Here is a 19,253-nt window from a genome sequence, read left to right on the forward strand (position 1 = left end):
CCCGGCCCTTTTCGCGTCAGCCCTCGGCGGGGGCCGAGAAGACATCGGGTGCGGGGGCGTCGCCCTCGTATTTCTCGATATCCGCGAGCGCCGTGTGGCCGCAGTTGCCCTGGGCGAGGCTCGAGGTGCCGATGCCCACGGTCAGGTTGTTGACATCTCCATAGGTGTCGAGAGCGCCGATCTCGCCGCCCGGGGCCGGGTCATACCAGCCGCCCTCCGCGACGCGGATCACGTTCGGTCGGATCGCGTCGGTCACCATCGCCCCGGCGAGAATCTGGCCGCGGTCGTTGAAGATCCGCACGATGTCGCCATCGACGATCCCCTTCGCCTCGGCATCCACCGGGTTGATCATGCAGGGCTCGCGGCCCGAGATCGCGTAGGTCTCGCGCAGCTTGGTGCCGCAGAGTTGCGAGTGCAGCCGCGAGGACGGGTGCGCGGTGTCGACGTGGAACGGGTATTTCGCCCCTTCCCCGCCAAGCCGCTCGACCGGCTCCATCCATGTGGGATGCGGCGGGCAGTCGTCGTAGCCCATCTTCTCGATGTTCTTCGAGTAGATCTCGATCAGGCCCGTGGGCGTGCCGAGCGGCTCGAGCAGCGGATCGTCGCGGAAGTCGCCGTAGCGGACGAACTGCCGGTTCTCCTCGGGGATCTCGAACTCGAGAATACCGGCCTCCCAGAACGCATCGAAGGCAGGCACCTCGATCCCGCGCGCCGGCGCCTGTTCGGCCGCCGCATCGTAGAAACCCTTGATCCAGGCCATCTCGTCCTTGCCCTCGGTGAAGGCGTCGCGCGCGCCGAGCCGCTCGCAGATATCCGCGAAGATGTCGAAATCGTTGCGGGCCTCGAACATCGGGTCGATGACCTTCTTCATCGCGACGATCGCGCGGGCCGAGTAGTCGCCGACATTCTCGATGTCGTTGCGCTCGTAAGCCGAGGTCGCCGGCAGGACGATATCCGCGAAGCGGGCCGTTGCCGTCCACTGGAAGTCATGCACGACGACGGTTTCAAGCTTCTGCCAGGCCTCGACCATCTGGTTCCGGTCCTGGTGATGCGAGAACGGGTTGCCGCCGACCCAGTAGGCCATCTTCACGTCCGGGAACTTCTGGGTCTTGCCGTTGAAGTTGAAGTCCTTGCCCGGATTGAGGATCATCTCGACCACGCGGGAGACCGGGATCGACGCCGCGCCGGCATCGGTCATCCAGGCCGCGCCTTCCACCGCACCGCCGCCGTCGCCGATGCCCGGCAGGACGATCGAGTTGGCGGAGGGCGCGCCGCCATTGGCGTAGTGGTAGGAGAGCCCGAAGCCGCCGCCCGGCAGTCCGATCTGGCCCAGCATGGAGGCGAGCGTGACCAGCATCCAGTGCGATTGTTCGCCGTGGTGCTGGCGCTGGATCGACCAGCCGGAGCTGAGCATCGTCCGGTTCGACTGGAAGAGCCGCGCCAGGTCGCGGATCTGGTCGGCGGGCACCTCGCAGATCTCGGAGGCCCATTCGGCCGTCTTCGGCGTGCCGTCGCTCTCACCGGTCAGATAGGGCAGGAAATCCTCGAAGCCGGAAGTGTATTCGTCGAGGAAGTCGGAATCATGCAGATCCTCTTCATAGAGCGTGTGCGCAATGCCTAGCATCAGCGCGACGTCGGTATGCGGCCGGATCGGCACCCATTCCGCGTCAAAGAACTGTGCCGTCTCGTTGCGCCACGGGTCGATGACGATGACCTTCTTCCCGGTGTCCTTGAACGCCTGGAGATAGGGGTAGTTGTCGTGGTCAGCCACGGTCCAGGCGATCTGGTTGGTCCGCACCGGGTCCGCGGCCCAGAACACCAGTACATCGGTGTTCTCGACGACCACCGGCCAGACGGTCTGTTGCTCGTAGACCTCGAGCGTGCCCATGACATGCGGCATAATGATCTGGCTGGCGGCGGTCGAGTAGTCGCCCGAGGCGTTCACGAAGGCGCCGTTGAGACCGAGGTTCATCATCCGCCGCATCAGGTTCTGGCAATTGTGCAGTTTGCCCGAGCTCTTCCAGCCATAGGAGCCGCCGAAGATGCCCGTCGGCCCATAGGTCTCGGACACGCGCTTCAATTCGCTGGCGACGAGGTCGAGCGCCTCATCCCAGCTCACGCGGACGAAATCGCCCGCACCGCGGGTCTCGGGGCTCGCCCCTGCGCCGCCTTCGAGGAAGGCGCGGCGGACCATCGGATACTTGATCCGCGAGGGCGACATCACCGAATCCATGATGCCCGGGAGTTGATGGCTCGGGGCGGGGTCGCCCTCCCAGGGCCGGATCTCGGTCCAGGTGCCGCCGTCGACCTTGGCGTAGAAGACACCCCAGTGCGAGCCGGTAATCACCTCGCCGTCCATGCCCGCGGCGTGCGCTGCGCCCGCCCTGAGCCAGGCCGGTGCCAGCACCCCCAACGCGCCGACCGCCGTCGCGCCCTTCAGCACGCTTCTTCTTGAAATCTGGGTGAAGTCTTTTCCGGACATTGTCCGCCCTCCGCTGATGGCATTGCACGCGAGTCACGAGCCCTGGCGCCTTGGGGGCTTTCCACCCCGCGAACGCTGGCCGTGCGCATGGGCGGAGCATAGATTCGCGGTGTAAACAGGGTTCTGGAGGGCGGTGAACCGGCTGTAAAATTATGTAAACGAGGTGTAAACGGGACCTCAGGCGGCGACGGCCAGCTGCGTCTCCACGGCGCGCAGCCAGGCCAACGTGGCCGGGCCGAGCTCGCGATAAAGCGGGATGGGTGCAAGTCGGGCACAAAGCGCGGCAAGCGTCGGCACCCAAGTCAGCAAATGGTCGCGCAGGTAGCTCGCTTCGGTCAGCCCCGCGTCTCCGCGCCCGCCGGCAAGCTCGGCGAGGATGTTGAGTTCGATGCCGATGTGGTCCAGGGGCTCGCGGAAACCCGGCGGCGGCGACATGTCGAGTTGCGAAAGAACCACTGCGCTTTGCCGCGCCGGTTCCTGCATCAGCAGGCCGCGCTCGCTCAGATAGGCCGAGGCGAAGAGCGGCACGGCGCGCGGCCCGCCTGTCAGAAAGAGCTTGCCATAGGCGGCCGCGAGATCGAGCCGGAGCGAGTCCGGATCCTGGTCGGTGCAAACAGTCTCGCGCAGCGCAGCGACGAGCGGCGCCAGAGACGGCAGGGCCGCGAGTTGGTCGAGCAGCGCGGCGCCGTCCGCGCCACGGTAGAGATCGATCGCCTCCCGGTCGACCTCCCCGAGAAAGAGCCCCGCAAGCCAGCGGTCGATCTGCTGGCGATCCTCTGTCGATACCGTCATTCCCGGCTCCTCAATGCGTACCGCCCGCCCCGCCCGTGTCACTGGCGTGCATCTGCAAGTATTTCTGAAGGAAGCGATACTGCTCCTTGTCGAGCGTGATGAAACGTTCCATCGCCTTCATGGTGCCGATCCACTGGTTGGCGAGGAAATGATCGGCCGCCGGCGCCGAGTGGCACGTGCCACAACTGGCGTTGTTCATCTCTTCGCCATAGGCCCAGAGCGCTTCGACATCGTCGATGAGATCGGCCTGGTCGACCCAGCCCTCGATACTGACTTCGTGCCAGACGAGATCGGTATCGGGATCGGTCATGGTGGAATGCTGCTCCACCCGGCCGGTCTCAGATTTCTTGACCGTGGCGGTAAAGATCCGTTGGCCGGCGAATTCATAGATCACGCGGTCCACTCCGTCCTGCTGCCAGCCATCGACACGGACTTTCAGAAGGTCTCCCTGGCGCTCGAGCACCTTCAGATGCGTCGCCCCGAGGATCTGACCGATCTCGTTGTCACCGGATTTCGCGTCATCAGCGCTGGCGTAGTAGGACTTGGTCTGGATCGTGTAGAGATCATCCGCCTTCGCCCCCTGTTCCGCGGCCTCGGCCACAAGGTCCTCGAACATTTTCTTGTAGCCCTGCGACATGTCGGGAAGCTTGTGGGCGACACCCTTGTGGCAGTCGATGCAGGTGTCGCCATTGGCGAAGCCCTCCTGCATCCTCTTGGACGCTTCCGGCGTCTGCAACTCGAAATTCATCGCATGTTCACTGTGGCAGGACCGGCATTCGCGGGAATCGCTCGCTTCCATCTCCGCCCAGACACGCTCGGCCATCTCCAGCCGGTGCGCCTCGAATTTCTCCGGCGTGTCGATCTTGCCGGTCAGCGAACTGTAGAGTTCGCCGATCGCGTAGTAGTGGTCGATTACCATCGGAACGAAAGGCTCGGGCACGTGGCAATCCGCGCAGCCTGCCTGTACGCCAGAGGCATTCGCGTAGTGTACGCTCTCCTGGTACTCAACATAGACGGTGTCGCGCAACTCGTGGCAGGAAACGCAGAATTCCGTCGTTTCCATGGACTTGAGCGTGGTATGCGCGCCGAAGAGCCCGACCGCGCCGATGACCGCGCCAACGAACAGCAGGAAACCGCTGGACAATACGCCCGACGGGCTTCGAAGCCAGGTCCAGAGTCGTCTCATCGGTGTGCCCCTTTCGAACAGAATCCGGCCGGGCGCCGATCAACGGCCGCGCCCGGGTCGGCCAAGGATTAGCGCGGCGCTGTAAATCAGCTGTTGAGGGGATATGAATGGCCTGTAGAAAATTGTAAACGCGATGTGAACAGGTAGGAGAGCGACCATGGAGGCCCCGAAGCGTGTGCTGATCGTCGAGGACGACCCGACGAGCCTCGAGCTGATGGCGGCCTATTTCGAGGAGGAAGGGTTCCGCGTCCTGCGCGCCAGCGATGGTGACGAGATGGATATCGCGCTTCGGAAGGCCAATGTCGACTTGCTCTGCCTCGACCTTAAGCTGCCCGGGCGCGACGGGTTGAGCCTCTTGCGCGAGCTCCGGCGCACATCGGACCTGCCGGTGATCGTGGTCAGCGCCAAGACCGAAGACATCGACCGCATCGTTGCGCTCGAGATCGGCGCCGACGACTACCTCGACAAGCCCTATAACCCGCGCGAGTTACTGGCCCGCGCCAACAACATCCTGCGCCGGATTGGGCGGTCTCCGCGCACGGCGAAAGTCGAGGTGGAGGAACGGATCCGCTTCCAGGGATGGGTGATCGACATTGCCGGGAGGCGGCTCATCGCGCCGGACGGCACGGATGTCCACCTGACCCGCGGCGAGTTCGAACTTCTGCTGGCGCTGGCGACGCATCGCGGGCGGGTGATGCAGCGCGAGCAATTGCTCGACGCGCTGAGCGGCCGCAACCGCGACCCGTTCGACCGTACGGTGGACGTGCTGATCGGCCGGCTACGAAAAAAGATCGAGCGCGACCCCAAGAACCCCGACAGGATCATCACCGTTCACGGGATCGGCTATGTCTTTCTGGACGGCGGGTCCGCGCAGGAGGAAGCCGCGGCATCGGCCGGCTGAACCGCGGATCGACACACTGAGAACCCGTTCAGGGGACGAGGTGCTCCGAGAAGAAGTCGAGCACCGCCGCACGGAACGCGGGCGTCTCCTCGTGTCCCGCGCTGTCGTCGGTGAGGATCCGAAGGGCGTCCTGCGCCGCCTGCTGCCGATATCCCACCCGCAACCGATCAAGCGCCGGCCAAAGCGCGGAGGGCGGCGTGAGCGGGTCTTCGAGACCGGCGCAAACGAGCAGCGGCCGCGGCGCGATCATCGCGGCGACATCGGCGGCGTCATGGGCTTTCAGCAGGCCGGGGACGACCATGTAGATACCGTGCAAGTCGAGCCCGCCCTCGTCGGCCAGCGGCGCGAGATTGGCGAAAACGCAGAGATGCGCGGCGCAGCGGATTTCGGGCATCAGCGCGGCGAGAAAGTAGGCCAGCGTGCCGCCCATGGAGATGCCGAAGGTGCCGATCCGGGCCGGATCCACCTCCGGCAGGGCGGCGAGCGCCCTAAACGCAATCGACTGATCCCGCAACATGTCGCCGAGCAGGCTGCGACCGCGCCAGAGAGCCGTCTTCGCCAGCGCCTGTTCGCTGCCCTCGGCCTGCCGCGCGCCGAAGCCCGGCATGTCGACACAGAGCACGGCGAAGCCGGCACGGGCAAGGACCGGTCCAAGCGGCGGGTCGAGCAGTGCGGGCCTGCCGTCGACGAGTTCGGATTTGCCAATGTCGTAGCGGTTGCCGTGGGCGTGGCAGTAGAGGATACTGGGAAAGCCTTTGTCGGAGGGCGGGCCGTCCGGCGTCAGCAACAGCGCCGGGAGCCTGCGCGACCCGGCCGAGAGACGCAGCGAAACCTGCCGGAACCCGGGCAACGCCTCGCGGGACTCCACGGCAACCGGTTCGGGCGAATCGGCAAATCCTTTGTCGTGGCCCAGAAGCGCCAGAAGCGCCCGCCGATCCAGCTCGGCCATGCCTGTTCCCACCCTCGTTCTGCCAAAATCGCGGATCGCCGACCGCGGGTCGACCGACGAAATCTTCCCGGGTCCATTCTCGAGTCTGTGGGGAAAAAAATCGAGTTTCAATTTCCGCGCTTGAAATGTCAGCGCTCAGGAGATTTGCTGAAGCCGCGATCAGAGAGGTTTCGCTTCAGGAATCCGGCGATCGGCAATCTAGGGAGGAATGAATGCAGAAACTTGTTCGTGGCTTGCTGCCTGTAAGTCTCGTTGCCGTGTCGCTCGCGACATCGGCCACGGCCCAGACCGAATTGCGGATGATGTGGTACAATGACGGAATCGAGGGCGAGGTGATGCAAGGCATCCTCGACCGGTTCGAGGAAGCCAATCCCGACATCTCGGTGACGCTGGACGTCGTTCCCTACAAATCCGTGCTCGAAAGCCTGCCGGTGCAGCTGGCCTCCGGACAGGGTCCGGATATTGCGCGCGTCACCGACCTCGGCGGCCTGTCCCAATACTACCTGGACCTCACGCCCTACATCTCGGACCCGTCCTATTGGCAGGAGAATTTCGGCCCGTTCCTGAAATGGCTCGACCCCCAGGGCGAAGCAATCTCGGGCTTCATGACGCAGCTCACCGTGACCGGCCCCTACGTCAACAAGACGCTCTTCGAACAGGCCGAGGTCGAGATGCCCGGCGAAGGCGCGACCTGGGACGACTGGGCGACAGCCGTGGTCGAGGTGGCCGACAAGCTCGAGATCCCGATCCCGATGGCCTGGGACCGCTCCGGCCACCGCGTCGCCGGCCCGGCGATCTCGATGGGTGCCCAGATGTTCGACGCCGAGGGCAACCCGGCGCTCGTCGATGACGGGCTCAAGGCGATGGCGCAGCGGCTCTATGACTGGCACCAGGACGGCACCATGTCCAAGGAGCTTTGGGGGTCGGTGTCGGGCAACACCTATCTCGGCGCCAACGAGGACTTCGCCAACGCCCAGGTCGTGATGTACATGTCCGGCTCTTGGCAGATCCCGCAATTTGCCGACAAGATCGGCGACGCTTTCGACTGGTGGGCCGTGCCCGCGCCCTGCGGCCCGGCCGCCTGCACCGGAATGCCCGGCGGCGCCGCGCTGGTGGCGATCAAGGACACCGAGCATCCCGAGGAAGTCGGCAAGCTGATGGACTTCCTGACCCAGGAGGAAAACCTCGCCGAATTCTACGGCAAGACGCTCTTCATCCCCGGCCATCTCGGCCTCGCCAAGGGCGGCGTCGAGTTCGCGACCGACGATCCGCGCGCCAAGCATGCGCTCGAGACCTTCGCCGGCGCCGTGCCGACGATCTCTCCGATCGCCTTCGACCTGCAGGGCTATGTCAACAACCGCATCATGTTCAACGCGCTGATCTCGCGTCTGGGCGAGGCGATCGTCGGCGAGCTCACGCTCGACGAGGCCTATGAGCGGATGACCGACGACGTCGCCAAGCAGCTCGCCGAAAAGGGACGGCAGTAATACATCCCGCCCGGCCCCCACGCGGGGCCGGGCTCTCTACTGGGGCCGAGCGTCATGGCTGATCCCGCCACCCTCACGATGTCCGAGCGCCTGACGGCACTTGTCGCCCTGCCGGCGCGGATGGTCTTCCAGGTGCTGGAATACCCGCTGATGCTGATCCAGCGGCTGGTCGGCATCCGGGGCATGCCGTGGGTCTTCCTGCTGCCGAACCTCGCCTTCTTCGGCATTTTCGTGGTCATCCCGCTCTTCATAAACTTCGCTTTCTCGCTGACCGGGGGTACCCAGCTTTTCCTCGCCGACCGGGTCTATACGGGCACCGAGCAATACGCCTATCTCTTCGACTGCGGCAATTACCTCGATCCCACGACCTGCCGCGAAGACCGGTTCTGGAAGGGCATCTTCAATACCTCCGTCTTCATTTTCTTCCAGGTCAGTTTCCTGGTCTTGTTCTCGCTGATCACGGCGCTGATCCTGAACCAGAAGATCCGCGCCCGCGGATTCTTCCGCGCTGTCTATTTCTTCCCGGTCCTGCTGTCGCCCGTCGTCGTGGCGCTGATCTGGAAATGGATCCTGCTGCGTGACGGTGTGCTCAACGCCTTCCTTGTCTGGCTCGGCTTCGACAAGATCCTTTTCTTCGTCAGCCCCGAATGGGCGATGTTCTGGGCGATCTTCGTCTCGATCTGGGCCCATATGGGCTTCTACACGCTGATCCTGCTCGCCGGTCTGCAGGCGATCGCACCCGATCTCTACGAGGCGGCCGAGATGGACGGCACCTCGCGCGAGCGCGTCTTCTGGCGCATCACCCTGCCGCTCCTGTGGCCCAACATGCTGGTGGTGATCGTGCTGGCGCTCATCAAGGGCGTGCAGATTTTCGACGAGGTCTTCGTGCTGACCGGTGGCGGCCCGGGCACGGCGACACAGTTCATCGTGCAATACATCTACAACACCGGCTTCACACAGCAGGTGCAGAATTTCGGCCTCGCCGCCGCGGCCTCGGTCGTTCTCGGCGTCGTGCTCTTCGTCCTGACGATGATCCAGCTCGCCGTGACCCGGAGACGCGACAATGGCTGAGACGCTCTACGAACGCCCCTCGGTCGCGGAGGTCGTCACCGCGAAGCGCGGCCGCGGCGGTCGGCTCCACTGGACCGACATCTTCACCTATGTCTACCTCACCCTCGGCGTCCTGCTGATGTTCGGGCCCGTCGTCTGGCTGGTCCTCTCGTCCTTCAAGACGCCGGCGGGCCTCATCGAGTTCCCGCCAACCCTGCTGCCGCTCGGGCAGATCTCGGTCGATGTCGAGGGTTACGACAAGCCCCTGCCGCTCTTCCGCGCGACGCTCGAGGACGGCAGCGTCCGGGATCTCGCGCAGGTCCGCCGGATCGGCATCGTAAGCCAGATGGTCGACCCGGCCGACCCGGAGACCACGATCAAAGTGCCGATCGGGCAGCGCGAGCCGGTACGCGAGTTCCGCCTCGCCTGGGAGAACTACAAGGACCCGCTCGAGCGCTTCAACTTCATGCGCTACCTGATGAATTCGGTGATCGTCACCACCGCGGCGACGCTTGTGACGCTGTTGATCAACTCGATGGCCGCCTACGGGCTTTCGATCTACGAGTTCCGCGGCCGGGGCGCGATCATGCTCTTCGTCATCGGCACGCTGATGATCCCGATCACGGTGATCCTCGTACCGGTCTATCTCGTCGTCACCAAGCTCGGCATGGTTAACACGCTTTGGGCGGTCATCCTGCCCGGCGCGGCAACGCCAACCGGGGTTTTTCTCCTGCGCCAATACATGCTGACGATCCCGAAGGATCTTATCGAGGCCGCGCGGATGGACAAGGCCAGCGAATGGGCAATCTACTGGAAAGTGGTGCTTCCGCTTGCCATGCCGGCCATCGCGGTGCTGGCGATCTTCTCGATCATGTGGCGCTGGAACGAGTTCCTCTGGCCGCTGATCGTGCTCAACCGCTCCGAGGTCTACACGCTCCAGGTGGGGCTCAACGCCTTCCAGGGCGAGCTTGACGTCCAGTGGCACTATATCCTGGCGATGACGGTGGTGACATTGATCCCGGTGGTGCTCGTCTTTGCCTTCCTGCAGAAGTTCATCACCACGGGCATAGCCAGTTCCGGAATGAAATGACCGAACCGCTGATCTTTCTCGATCCGTTCCCCCGCAACGAGGCGATGGTCTACACGCCCGACACGGCGGAGGCATTGGCCCGAATGGGCCGCGTCGTGACCCATTTCGGTTCCCGCGCGCCGGACGATCTGGTCGAGCAGAATCTCGCGGAGATGATCGTGCTCGTCGGCCAGACCGCAATGCCGAAGGAGCGGCTCGACCGCGCGCCGAACCTGCGCGCGATCCTCAATGTGAAGGCCAACTGGGAGCCCAATATCGACTATGCCGAGGCCGCGGCGCGCGGCATTCACGTGCTCTCGGCCGCGCCGGCAATGGCGCCGGCGGTGGCGGAGTTCTGCATCGGCCAGGCGATCGCACTGGCCCGCGGCCTGCCACAGGCCAACGCACTCTTCCGCACCGGCAGGGAGAAATACGGAATCGCCGGCAACGGGCGGGCGGTCTCGCTCTATGACGCCCCGGTCGGCCTCATCGGATACGGCAATCTCGGTCGCGAACTGGTGCCGCTGCTGCGCCCCTTCACACGCGACATCGCGGTCCACGACCCTTGGCTCTCGGACGGCTACCTTGCAACCCAAGGCGTCCGGCCCGTGGCGCTCGACGCGTTGCTGGCACAGTCCCGCGTGATCTTCATCCTCGCCGGCGTCACCTCGGAGAACGAAGGCTTTCTCGACGCCGCGTCCCTCGGGCGGATCGGTGAGGATGCGCTCGTCATCCTCGCCAGCCGCGCAGAGGTGGTGGATTTCGACGCGCTTCTGGCCGAAGCCGCGTCGGAGCGGCTGCGCGTTGCCATCGACGTCTTCCCGGAGGAGCCGGCGCCGGCCGATCACCCCGCACGAAACACGCCCAACGTGCTCTTCACCGCGCATCTGGCCGGCGGTCTCGCACCGTCCTATGCCCGCATTCGCGAGATGATGCTCGACGACATCGGCCAGATCCTGAAGGGCCTGCCGCCGCTCCGGATGCAGCGCGCCGACCCGGGGCTCGCCGCCAAAATGCGCAGCCGATAGGAAGCGGAAATCACCATGACACAGATCGTTCTCAGGGATGTCCGCAAGGCCTTCGGCGAGGTGAATGTCATCCACGGTATCGACCTCGTGGTCGAAAGCGGCGAATTCGTCGTCTTTGTCGGCCCGTCGGGTTGCGGGAAATCGACATTGCTGCGGCTGATCGCCGGGCTCGAGGACGTCACCTCGGGCGATGTCGAGATCGACGGCGAGGTGGTCAACCGGGTCAGCGCTTCGGAACGTGGCCTGGCCATGGTGTTCCAATCCTACGCGCTCTATCCGCACATGACGGTCTACCGCAACATGGCGTTTGGCCTCGAAAACACCCACATGCCGCGCGCGGAGATCGACTCGCGCGTCCGCACTGCCGCCGAGATGCTGCAGATCACGGACTATCTCGACCGCCGGCCCAAGGCGCTCTCCGGCGGCCAGCGCCAGCGCGTGGCCATCGGCCGCGCCATCGTGCGCGACCCAAAGGCGTTTCTCTTCGACGAGCCGCTCTCCAACCTCGACGCCGAGCTTCGCGTGGCCATGCGCAAGGAACTCGCGGCACTCCACGGCAAGCTCGGCGGCACGATGATCTACGTCACCCATGACCAGATCGAGGCGATGACGCTCGCAAACAAAATCGTCGTGCTGCAGTCGGGCCGCGTCGAGCAGATCGGAGCACCGCTCGAGCTCTACAACGCCCCCGACAACATCTTCGTCGCGGGCTTCATCGGCTCGCCGCGAATGAACATCCTCGAAGCCACGGTCGAGGAGGCCGGTGCGGCGACGCGGCTTCGTTTCGGCAACGCGACGATCACCCTGCCGGCGCAGGCAAGCCTTGCGCCCGGCGACAGCTGCCACATCGGCATCCGCCCCGAACATATCAGCGTCGCGGAACCGGAAACGGCGGACGTGATCGCGACTGTCGCTTATTCCGAACATCTCGGCGGCGAGACTTATCTCTACTGTGACGCCGACGGCCTTCCCCAGATCACGCTGCACCAGACCGGGCAGCTTCCCGTATCACGCGGTCAGCAGATTGCGCTTCACTTCGAACGCCCGAGGCTGCATCTCTTTGGCGCCGACGGAAAGACGATCGCCAACGGAGTTTCCCAATGAGTGAAAGGTTCGGCCTCGCCGTGGTCGGCTGCGGCATGGCCGCCAAGCCGCACGCCCTGGCGTTGCAGGCGCTGAAGGATCAGGTCGAGGTCGTGGGGGTCTTTGCCCGTGACCGCGCCCGCCGCGAGGCGTTTGCGTCGGAATACGGCTTCCCGGCCGCGGAGAGCGCCGAGGCGCTGGCCGCAGATCCGAGGGTGCAGGGCCTCCTGCTCCTTACCCCGCCAAACGCCCGTCAGCCCTACGTCGAGATGTTCGCCGCCGCCGGCAAGCACATCCTGAGCGAGAAGCCGCTGGAACGGAGCGCGCCCGCGGCGGACATCATCGCCGCGATCTGTCACAAACACGAGGTAACGCTCGGGGTGGTGTTCCAACACCGGTTCCGCGCAGCGTCCGAAGCGCTGGCCCGGCTGCTGGAGAGCGGCAATCTCGGTGCGATCCGAATGGTCCGCGTCGAGGTGCCCTGGTGGCGCGAGCAGGCCTATTACGACGAGCCGGGCCGCGGCAGCTATGAGCGCGACGGCGGCGGGGTGCTGATCAGCCAGGCGATCCACACGCTCGACCTGATGCTCTCGCTCACCGGTCCGGTGCGCGAGGTCCAGGCGATGGTCGCGACGACGCCGCTCCACAAGATGGAATCGGAGGATTTCGCCGCCGGCGCGATGCGGTTCGCAAGCGGTGCGGTCGGGGCCCTCTTTGCCACTACTGCCGCCTATCCGGGCGAGGCGGAATCGATCCGGCTCGACTGCGACAGGGGCTCGGCGCTGCTGAAATCCGGCACCGTGACCATCGACTGGCGCGACGGACGGCGCGAGGTGGTGGGCGCGGAGGCCGGCACTGGCGGCGGCGCGGACCCGATGGCCTTCCCGATGGACTGGCACCGGGACCTGATCGCCGATTTCTGCGCCGCCGTTTCCTCCGGCAGGCCCCCGCGGGTCACCGGCGAGGACGCGTTGCGGGTCCAGAGGTTCATCGCCGCCATCGAGCGCTCCTCGCGCGACGGGCGGTCCGTGACGATTGGAGAAGAGTGACATGGAACCGCTGACACTTGGCGTCATCGATATCGACCACCGCCATATCTATGGCCAGCTCGCCAACCTTCTGGCCCTCGGATGCACCTGCAAGGGCTGGTGGACGGAGGGAGAACCGGGCACGCTCGAGGGCTTCGTCGAGCGTTTTCCGGACGTTCCGCGCGTGGCCGACCGACGCGCGCTGCTGGACGATCCCGAGATCGACGTGATCCTGATGGCCGGCATCCCCGCCGTCCGGGCCGACCACGCCATCGAGGCGATGCGCGCCGGCAAGGACGTGATGACCGACAAGCCGGGCTGCACCACCATGGAACAGCTCGCCGCGCTGCGCACCTGCGTTGCCGAGACCGGTCGGATCTGGTCGATCGACTTTTCCGAGAGATTCGAGGTGCCGGCAGTGAGCCGCGCCGCCGAGCTCGTGCGCGCGGGCGCCATCGGCCAAGTCGTCCAGACCGTCGGGCTGGGGCCGCACCGGCTCAACCGGGATACGCGTCCCGACTGGTTCTTCGAGGAGGAGCGCTATGGCGGCATCCTGACCGACATCGCCTCCCACCAGATCGACCAGTTCCTGTTCTTCACAGGGGCCGAGGACGCGGAGGTCGTCTCCGCCAGCGTCGGCAATTTCGCCAACCCGGACGACAAGGGCTTGCAGGATTTCGGCGAGATCCTGCTCCGCAGCGAAGCCGGCCAGGGCTATATCCGCGTCGACTGGTACACGCCGGACGCACTGCCGACCTGGGGCGACGGCCGGCTTACAATCCTCGGCACCGAGGGCTATATCGAACTCCGCAAATATGTCGATGTCGCCGGGCGGCCCGGGACCGACCACCTGTTCCTCGTCAACGGCGATCGCTGCGAGCATATCGACGCCTCCGGCGACCCGCTGCCCTATTTCGAGAACTTCATGCGCGACGTCCGGGACCGCAGCGAGACGGCGATGGCGCAGAGCCATTGCTTCAAGGTCATGGAACTGGCGCTCCAAGCGCAGGAGAAGGCCGTGCGGCTGGGCAACCTGCAATGACCTACCGAGTCGCGATCCTCGGCGCCGGGATCGGGCGCGAGCATATGGATGGCTATACCGCGCTCGGAGAGCGTTTCCGGGTGACACAAGTCTGCGACCTCGACGCGGCGCGGGCCGAGGCGCTCGCCGCGCCCGTCGGCGCCGCCTGCGCGAGCAGTATCGACGCGGTCCTCGCCAATCCGGAGGTCGATATCGTCGATATCTGCCTGCCGCCCTCGCTGCACGTTCCGACCGCGGAACGGGTGCTCGCTTCCGGCAAGCACGTGATCTGCGAAAAGCCGATCGCGGGCTCCCCGAAGGATGCCGGTGCGCTGGCCGATGCCGAAGCCACGTCCGGCAAGCGATTCTTTCCGGTGTTCCAGTATCGCTTCGGCCCGGCCTTCTCCGCTCTCGAGGCATTGCGCACGGCCGGCCTGCTCGGCGCACCGCGCGTCGCAGCGGCCGAAACCCACTGGAACCGAAAGCGCGACTATTACGCGAATCACTGGCGCGGCACCTGGGCGCACGAGATGGGTGGCGCGGTGCTCAGCCACGCAATCCACATCCACGACCTTCTGCGGCACGAATTCGGCCCGGTAGCCGAGGTCTCGGCCTTTCTCGACACACTGATCAACCCGATCGAGACAGAGGATTGCGGCGCGATCCTGTTCCGCTTCGCAACCGGCGCGCTTGCAACCTCGTCGATCACTCTCGGCGCGGCAGACGACTGCTCGCGGCTCAAGCTTGTCTACGAACACCTCACCGCCGAGAGCGACAGCCTGCCCTACCAGCCCGGACAGGGCAACTGGCGGTTCCTCGCGCGGACCGCGGACGCCCAGGCCGAGGTCGACAGGATCGTGGCCGACGCCTCCGCGCGACGAGCGAATGGCTTCGCCGGACTGTTTGAGGCGATAGCCGATGCGCTCGACGGGGCCGACGAAAGGGCGCCGACGCTCGCCGACGGCATCGCTTCCATCCACCTCGCGGCGGCGATCTACCGGTCCCAACGCCACGGAATGCCGGTCGCGCTGCCGCTCGACGCGTCCAGCGAGGAATATGCAAGGCTCGCCCCCGAAGGTGCCTGACGCCGACCATGGGCCATGGCCGTCGCGCCATGTCAGCGGTCGGACGCATATCCGTTCCCAAGAAGATCGGCTTTCCTCCATACCGGAGCTTGGCCGCTTCCATTTCGGTGTCGCCATTTCCGACCGTGTCCGCGCAGAACCGCTCGCCGTCTTGAAAGCCTCTTAAGCAGGCCGCTCGCCGTCGGGATCGGCATGCGGGCCCTTCTCCAGATGCTCTTCCGTCTTCGCCTGCATGTCCTGGATGGCATCCGTCAGATGGGATGAGAACGCCTGCTCGAGCCGGGCACGGCTGGCATAGGCCGGGCGGAGAATCGACACGCTGCTGCTGACACGCGGCCGAAAGCGGCGCATGACAAGGTCTCGATGACCGGCCCCCAGGAGAATATGGCTGTAGGCCGTGATCATGTCGCACACCATGTAGCAGAAACCCTGGGTCACGAATTCCAGACCCGGAAGGGATGTCCGCAACTCCAGGCGCTTGTTGAACCGCGCCCCGGCCGATGCGAAGGCCGCCTCGGTCTGCGTGGCGGTCGTATGTTGCTCGAAGAGAACGGCCATCGGCTTGCCGTCGAGATCTCCCGGCGTGATCTCCCGGAGGCGGGCGAGCGGGTCCCCGACCGGCAGGATGCAGACGCATTCGAGGTCGAAATCCACCTGGCTGATGGACGCCCGGCGGGACGGTGTTTCCGCAAAACCGAGATCGAACTGCTGAGAGGCCACGAGATCCTCGATGAGGTCGGAGGAACGCATAATGAGCGCGATATCGACGTCGCGCTTGTCGGCGAGAAACCCGGCCAGAAGGCGCGGCATGAAAAGGCTGGACGCGGCCGGATGGCAGGCGACACGAAGGCGGCCGGTTTCGAGGGATCCGATCCGGATCAGCGTCTGCTTCGTGCGTTCGAGCCGTCCAAGGATGGCCTCGGCCTCCTCGAGGAAAAACTGCGCTTCGGGCGTCGGCGTCAGCTTGCCATGCTCACGGATGAACAGGGCGAAGCCCAGTTCCGTCTCCAGCGTGGCAATCATCGTGCTTACCGCGGGCTGCGTTCGCCCAACCGTCTTGGCCGCCCGCGAAATCGATCCGCTGCGCATCACTTCCCGAAAGGTGGTGAGTTGGCGGATCGAGAGATTCATGACACCAGCATAAAGTAGATTTATGATTTCAGAAAAATTATCAAATTGATTTAATGTCTCCTGTCCAGTGAAATCCAACGAAAGCTACGCCGGAAGAGCGTTGCACCGGGGGACGCCATGGACACCTTTTCGAAATACCTCCTCACGATCCTGATCGGCGTCGTCGCGCTCGGTCAGTTCGTGCAGGTGATCACGCGCTACGTTCTCCAGATTCCCGTCATGGGGCTGGAAGAGACGATGCTCTACCCGACCGTCTGGCTCTACATGCTCGGCGCGGTGAACGCCTCGCGTGAGAACACGCATATCCGCGCCAATGTTCTCGAGATCTGGCTGACCACCAAGCGGCAGCACACGATCCTCGCGATCGTCGGCGAGATCATCAGCCTTGTCGTCGGCCTCTGGCTGCTGAGCTGGGCGTGGGACTTCACGCGCTATTCCTGGCGTGTCTGGAAGGAGAGCCCGACCCTCTACATCCCGACGTTCTATTCCGACATCGCACTCTTCGTCGGTCTGACGCTGATGATGGTCTACACGGTGTGGCACCTGCTGCGACACATCCGCAGCCTCTCCAGGGAGACGGCCCGATGATCGAGATTGCACTCCTTGCCATCGCCGTACTTGTCCTGACTCTTACGCTGGGTGTTCCGCTGCCCTACTGCTTCGGCGCCGCCCTCATGGTGATGTATTTCATCGGCGACGTGACGATGAAGGGCATGATGCTCTGGGGCTTCCAGCAGCTCGGCAACCCTGTCCTGCTGGCCATCCCGCTCTTCGTGCTCGCCGGGACGATCATGTCTGAAAGCGGGATCGCGGCGTCGCTCCTGCGCTTCGTCAACGCCTTTATCGGCCATATTCGTGGTGGCCTCGGAGTCGTCGCCGCCGTGTCCTGTGCGGTCATCGGCGCCATTTCCGGCTCCGGCCTCACGGGCATTGCGGCGATCGGACCGCTGCTCATCCCGGAAATGGAGAAGCGTGGCTACCCGAGGGAATACGCCACAGCGCTCATCGCCAATTCCTCGATCCTCGGCCTGCTGATCCCGCCCTCGGTCACGATGATCGTCTATGGCTGGGTGACCGACACCTCGATCCTCGCCTGTTTCCTGGCGACGCTTGGACCGGGCCTCTTCATCATGTTCAACTTCTCGGTCGTGAACCTCTGGATGAGCCGCAAGTTCGACCTGAAGCTCGACGAGAAGCCGAGCTTCAGCGAACTGTCGAGCGAGGTCGTCAAGCGCGGTTTCAACGCGACGCCCGCGCTGCTCATGCCGGTGATGATCCTCGGTGGCATCTATGGCGGCATCATGACGCCCACCGAGGCGGCCGCACTCTCTGTGATCTACGCCATCCCCGTGGGCTTCTTCGTCTACAAGGGCCTGCGTTGGGAGAACTTCCTCGGTGCGGGCAAGGAGGCCGCGACCGCCGTGGGCGCGATTATGGTCATGATCCTCTTCTCGATGATCCTTGGCCAGATGTATGTCTACGAGAGCATCCCGCAGCAACTCGTCAGCGCGATCTTCGGCATCACCGAGAACAAGGTGATCCTGCTGATCCTCATCAACATCCTTCTGTTCCTGGTCGGCATGGTTGTGAATGACGTGACCGCCATCATCCTGATCGCCCCGCTCCTGCTGCCGCTGATGAACGCCATCGGCGTCACCCCGGTGCAGTTCGCCGCGATCATGGGCGTCAATACCGCGATGGGGGGCGTGACGCCGCCCTATGCCTCGATCCTCTATCTCGGCGCGCGGATCGGCAACGTGAAGGTCACCAAGGTGATCCCGCCCGCCATGGTCCTGATCGTCACGGGCTATGTGCCGGTCGTCTTCCTGACCTCGCTCTGGCCCGACCTGTCGCTCTTCCTGCCGAGGCTCTTCGGCTACTGACCAACCCCACGACGACCCTTTGAAATCCAACGGAGGACTACCCATGAAACGCTTTCTGATCGGCACCGCCGCCACCGCCCTGATGGCGCTCTCGAGCGTCGCCACCGCGGCGGATCTGAAGATGAGCCATGTGCGTCCGCAGGACGCCACCATCGACGTCGAACTGCGCGCCTTCTCGGAGGCTGTCGCAGAGGCCACCGGCGGCGACGTGACCATCAACATCTTCCCGGCCTCCGCGCTCGGCGACTACACGACCGTGCAGGAGCGGGTCAGCGTGGGCGCCATCGACATGGCCACCCAGCCCGCCGCCACCGCCGCCGACCGGCGCATGCAGATCAGCTCCTTCCCTTATCTCGCGAATAGCTGGGAAGAGGCCCGTGCGGCCTACGGCCCCGACGGCCCGGTCCGCACTGTCATGGCGGATCTCTATGCCGAGCAGGACATCACCATGCTCGCCGCCTACCCGGTTTACTTCGGTGGCATCTCGCTCAACACCGATCCGGTGAACCCGGGCGATCCGAGCCAGTCGAACGGCATCAAGGTTCGGGTGCCCGGCATCAAGTCCTTCCAGCTGACCGGCGAGGCGCTCGGCTACATCCCCTCGCCGATCCCGTTCTCCGAGGCGTTCACCGCGATCCAGACCGGCGTCGTCGACGGCGTGATCGGCTCCGGCGCGGAGGGCTACTACGCCTCGTTCCGCGACGTGACGAAGGCCTATATCCCGGCCAACACCCATTTCGAGGTCTGGTACATGATCATCTCGAACGGCTCGCTGGCCGAGCTCGACGCCGAGGATCAAGAGGCCCTGAAAGCCGCCGCTGCCGAGTTCGAGGCACAGCGCTGGACCGTCGCAGAGGCGGACCAGGGCAAGTGGGAACAGCGTCTCGTCGACGAGCTGGGAACCAACCTGGTGGAACTGACGCCGGACCAGCTCGCCGCAATGGCCGCCAAGGTCCGCGAAGAGGTCTGGCCGATTGTTCTGGAAGACGTCGGCGCCGAGTGGGGCCAGGGCATCCTCGACCAGATCGGAAAGTAACGACGTTCGGGGCGGCGCATCGCGCCGCCCCGCTCCCGGACC

17 protein-coding genes are annotated in these 19,253 nt (G+C 64.9%); 12 read left to right on the forward strand and 5 right to left on the reverse strand.

Features of this window, described 5'->3' with window-relative positions; genetic code table 11:
* Positions 1-16 precede the first annotated feature (16 nt).
* From torA to EU800_RS02935, 3 genes are all read right to left on the reverse strand, one after another.
* A complete protein-coding gene (gene torA / locus EU800_RS02925; protein WP_129628392.1) occupies positions 17-2,482 on the reverse strand; it encodes a trimethylamine-N-oxide reductase TorA in 2,466 nt (821 codons plus the stop codon).
* 177 nt (positions 2,483-2,659) lie between these two features.
* Positions 2,660-3,274 (reverse strand): molecular chaperone, encoded by a 615-nt coding sequence (locus EU800_RS02930; protein ID WP_129628394.1) that lies wholly within the window; start codon positions 3,272-3,274, stop codon positions 2,660-2,662.
* Between the two features lie 10 nt (positions 3,275-3,284).
* Entirely contained in the window at positions 3,285-4,460 is a 1,176-nt protein-coding gene (locus tag EU800_RS02935; RefSeq protein ID WP_129628396.1) for a NapC/NirT family cytochrome c, read from the reverse strand.
* Between the two features lie 157 nt (positions 4,461-4,617).
* On the opposite strand from EU800_RS02935, the gene EU800_RS02940 reads away from it, so the two are divergent.
* Entirely contained in the window at positions 4,618-5,361 is a 744-nt protein-coding gene (locus EU800_RS02940) for a response regulator (RefSeq protein ID WP_129628398.1), read from the forward strand.
* Between the two features lie 28 nt (positions 5,362-5,389).
* Here EU800_RS02940 and EU800_RS02945 read toward each other — a convergent pair whose 3' ends face one another.
* On the reverse strand, positions 5,390-6,310 hold the full coding sequence (locus EU800_RS02945) for a S9 family peptidase (RefSeq protein WP_129628400.1): 921 nt from the start codon (positions 6,308-6,310) through the stop codon (positions 5,390-5,392).
* Between the two features lie 212 nt (positions 6,311-6,522).
* Between EU800_RS02945 and EU800_RS02950 the strand changes: the two genes are divergently transcribed.
* Genes EU800_RS02950 through EU800_RS02985 form a run of 8 tightly spaced genes read left to right on the forward strand, consistent with a single transcriptional unit; the run spans position 6,523 to position 15,161 of the window.
* Positions 6,523-7,797: an ABC transporter substrate-binding protein gene (locus tag EU800_RS02950; RefSeq protein WP_129628401.1), complete on the forward strand. Its 1,275-nt coding sequence runs from the start codon at positions 6,523-6,525 to the stop codon at positions 7,795-7,797.
* A 54-nt stretch (positions 7,798-7,851) separates the two neighbouring features.
* Positions 7,852-8,868, forward strand: a complete 1,017-nt coding sequence (locus EU800_RS02955) for a carbohydrate ABC transporter permease (protein ID WP_129628403.1) — start codon at positions 7,852-7,854, stop codon at positions 8,866-8,868.
* Positions 8,861-9,937 carry a carbohydrate ABC transporter permease gene (locus EU800_RS02960; RefSeq protein WP_129628405.1) on the forward strand — a complete coding sequence of 359 codons (1,077 nt, stop codon included), beginning with the start codon at positions 8,861-8,863 and terminating at the stop codon, positions 9,935-9,937. Before EU800_RS02955 ends, EU800_RS02960 begins: the two co-directional genes overlap by 8 nt.
* Positions 9,934-10,944, forward strand: coding sequence for an NAD(P)-dependent oxidoreductase (locus EU800_RS02965; protein ID WP_129628407.1), 1,011 nt, complete (start codon positions 9,934-9,936; stop codon positions 10,942-10,944). The genes EU800_RS02960 and EU800_RS02965 overlap by 4 nt, the downstream gene beginning before the upstream one ends.
* A gap of 15 nt (positions 10,945-10,959) precedes the next feature.
* Positions 10,960-12,048, forward strand: coding sequence for an ABC transporter ATP-binding protein (locus EU800_RS02970; RefSeq protein ID WP_129628409.1), 1,089 nt, complete (start codon positions 10,960-10,962; stop codon positions 12,046-12,048).
* Positions 12,045-13,076, forward strand: a complete 1,032-nt coding sequence (locus tag EU800_RS02975) for a Gfo/Idh/MocA family protein (protein ID WP_129628411.1) — start codon at positions 12,045-12,047, stop codon at positions 13,074-13,076. Before EU800_RS02970 ends, EU800_RS02975 begins: the two co-directional genes overlap by 4 nt.
* 1 nt (position 13,077) lies before the next feature.
* Positions 13,078-14,097: a Gfo/Idh/MocA family protein gene (locus EU800_RS02980; protein ID WP_129628413.1), complete on the forward strand. Its 1,020-nt coding sequence runs from the start codon at positions 13,078-13,080 to the stop codon at positions 14,095-14,097.
* The gene (locus tag EU800_RS02985; protein WP_129628415.1) at positions 14,094-15,161 is read left to right on the forward strand and encodes a Gfo/Idh/MocA family protein; all 1,068 of its coding nucleotides are present in this window, start codon (positions 14,094-14,096) and stop codon (positions 15,159-15,161) included. Before EU800_RS02980 ends, EU800_RS02985 begins: the two co-directional genes overlap by 4 nt.
* Positions 15,162-15,323: 162 nt before the next feature.
* Here the strand turns inward: EU800_RS02985 and EU800_RS02990 are convergent, their stop codons facing one another.
* Positions 15,324-16,292, reverse strand: coding sequence for a LysR substrate-binding domain-containing protein (locus tag EU800_RS02990; protein ID WP_129628417.1), 969 nt, complete (start codon positions 16,290-16,292; stop codon positions 15,324-15,326).
* A gap of 117 nt (positions 16,293-16,409) precedes the next feature.
* On the opposite strand from EU800_RS02990, the gene EU800_RS02995 reads away from it, so the two are divergent.
* The 3 genes from EU800_RS02995 to dctP are packed head-to-tail and all read left to right on the forward strand — an operon-like array spanning position 16,410 to position 19,211.
* Positions 16,410-16,880, forward strand: coding sequence for a TRAP transporter small permease (locus EU800_RS02995; protein ID WP_129628419.1), 471 nt, complete (start codon positions 16,410-16,412; stop codon positions 16,878-16,880).
* The gene (locus EU800_RS03000; RefSeq protein ID WP_129628421.1) at positions 16,877-18,175 is read left to right on the forward strand and encodes a TRAP transporter large permease; all 1,299 of its coding nucleotides are present in this window, start codon (positions 16,877-16,879) and stop codon (positions 18,173-18,175) included. Before EU800_RS02995 ends, EU800_RS03000 begins: the two co-directional genes overlap by 4 nt.
* A 43-nt stretch (positions 18,176-18,218) precedes the next feature.
* Positions 18,219-19,211 carry a TRAP transporter substrate-binding protein DctP gene (gene dctP / locus EU800_RS03005; protein WP_129628423.1) on the forward strand — a complete coding sequence of 331 codons (993 nt, stop codon included), beginning with the start codon at positions 18,219-18,221 and terminating at the stop codon, positions 19,209-19,211.
* Positions 19,212-19,253 lie beyond the last annotated feature (42 nt).

The organism is Tropicimonas sp. IMCC6043 (assembly GCF_004146235.1).
Classification (GTDB): domain Bacteria; phylum Pseudomonadota; class Alphaproteobacteria; order Rhodobacterales; family Rhodobacteraceae; genus Tropicimonas.